At 68.3% G+C, this 972-nt stretch carries 3 protein-coding genes; all 3 read right to left on the bottom strand.

Translation table 11 applies throughout. The features are described from left to right. A partial coding sequence (locus tag K7711_RS49555; protein WP_222979677.1) for a DUF4192 family protein occupies positions 1-114 on the bottom strand: 114 nt, incomplete at its 3' end. A gap of 30 nt (positions 115-144) precedes the next feature. Next, entirely contained in the window at positions 145-420 is a 276-nt protein-coding gene (locus tag K7711_RS47000) for a hypothetical protein (protein ID WP_222979669.1), read from the bottom strand. A gap of 45 nt (positions 421-465) precedes the next feature. Beyond that, on the bottom strand, positions 466-972 hold a 507-nt coding region (locus K7711_RS46995; RefSeq protein WP_222979667.1), incomplete at its 5' end, for a DUF4192 family protein.

Below are 972 nucleotides of genomic sequence, written 5' to 3'. Positions count from 1 at the left end.
GCGATCACGCACTATGACCAGCACCAGCGAATCGGACGGATAGAACCCCAGCATCACCGGCACCCCGGCCAACACATCACCGGGATCCCGAGCTGTCGGAATCGATTCGGACATGAGTGTTCCTTCACTGAACAACGCAGGCGGTCAGGTGAATTCGCTGGCGAGGTACGCCAGCGGCGGCGGGACGGGCTGTAACCCGCCGCTGTCGGGGTCGGGGATGCCGTACTCGCCGGCCATGGCCTGGATGTACCGGATCAGGGCCGTGGTCGATCCGCCGAACCAGCGCCGAACCAGCTCCTGGACCGCGCGGTGGTCGTGCAACGGCAGATACTCCCGCACAGCGCGGCGACCACACCCACACGCGCACGAACGCGGTCGCTCACTCTCGCTGGTGTCGGGTTGGGGTGCAACAGATTCCATACCTGCTCCTGGCGGTCCGGGCAGACTCGGGTCCGCTGGGTCGGGTTACTCGATCTGTAACCCGATCTCCGCGGCAGTGGCTTGTCCCGAGTGAAGGAGGCGGCGGATCAGGTCGCTGGTGTCGCGGTCGGGCAGCAGGCGGGAAAGGCGTAGCGCGAGAGGATGTTCCGGGTTGTCGATGAGGATCGAGGCCACCGCAGCCTCAGCGGTGGCCCAGTCATCGGCGGCGATCGAGGCCACCGCAGCCAGGAGCGCGGCATCGACGCGGTGCCCGGGTGGCAGCGTCTGCCACGCCAAAGTCCACAACCCGCGCGCCGGATCTTCGGCGGAGGTGCCGATGAACCCGTACGCGCAATCCCGCACCAGCGAGTCGCGCAGACACCCCGCCAGTTCGGCGACTTGTTCCGGGGACGGCCAGTCCCCGGTCGCCACCCCCTGCACCACGGTGAGAACGAACCGCACCCGCTCCTGCACCCAAGACAGATCCGGCCCCTCGGTGCTCGGATGCGGTGGCTGCTGCGCCAGCAGGGCCGCGGTGCGGGCGGCGCGGTT

This window comes from Nocardia coffeae, assembly GCF_019890715.1.
GTDB lineage: Bacteria > Actinomycetota > Actinomycetes > Mycobacteriales > Mycobacteriaceae > Nocardia > Nocardia jiangxiensis.
This window is presented reverse-complemented; position numbering and strand designations above follow the sequence as displayed.

Excerpts from the sequence above, each read along its gene's own strand:
- K7711_RS47000 (WP_222979669.1), bottom strand. The coding sequence starts at position 420 with ATGGAATCTGTTGCACCCCAACCCGACACCAGCGAGAGTGAGCGACCG.